The sequence below is a fragment of the Mesorhizobium sp. M4B.F.Ca.ET.089.01.1.1 genome (assembly GCF_004022605.1).
GTDB classification, from domain to species: domain Bacteria; phylum Pseudomonadota; class Alphaproteobacteria; order Rhizobiales; family Rhizobiaceae; genus Mesorhizobium; species Mesorhizobium abyssinicae.
Map to the genome: position 1 here is coordinate 1 of NZ_RZOS01001478.1, position 423 is coordinate 423.

Here is a 423-nt window from a genome sequence, read left to right on the forward strand (position 1 = left end):
AAGCGATCGCTGTCCATCGACGGAACCAAGGAACTGAACGTCTGCACCACGAATTTGCATTTGACCTTGAGCTGGGCGCAAATGCCGTTGGCGATATCGGCGTCGAAGCCGGTAACGTTGCCGTTGGCGTCGGCCATGCTGAACTGCGGGGCATCGCCTTCGGTGCCCACGCGTAAGACGCCGTCCTCGGCCCATGCGACGCTTATTGCCGCCGCCACCATCAGGCCGGATAGGCAGATTAAGCGAAGTGTGTTCTTTACGAGCATTCTGAGTTACCCCTCTTTGCTTTCTGTTTGATGGCCGCCATCAGGCGGCAGTTGGAATAACGCTGGATAGGAACCGGTTCACCGCCTCGGATGCGGGATTTCGAAACAGTTCTTCCGGCACGGCATCCTGCTCAACGATACCCTTGTGCAGGAATAT

1 protein-coding gene and 1 pseudogene are annotated in these 423 nt (G+C 57.0%); both read right to left on the reverse strand.

The genetic code is table 11. The features are described from left to right. Positions 1–266, reverse strand: a 266-nt coding sequence (locus EN780_RS37970; protein WP_128276674.1) for a transporter substrate-binding domain-containing protein, incomplete at its 3' end; no start/stop codon positions are given. Between the two features lie 40 nt (positions 267–306). Continuing rightward, positions 307–423, reverse strand: a pseudogene (locus tag EN780_RS41260) (histidine/lysine/arginine/ornithine ABC transporter ATP-binding protein); the annotation flags it as partial.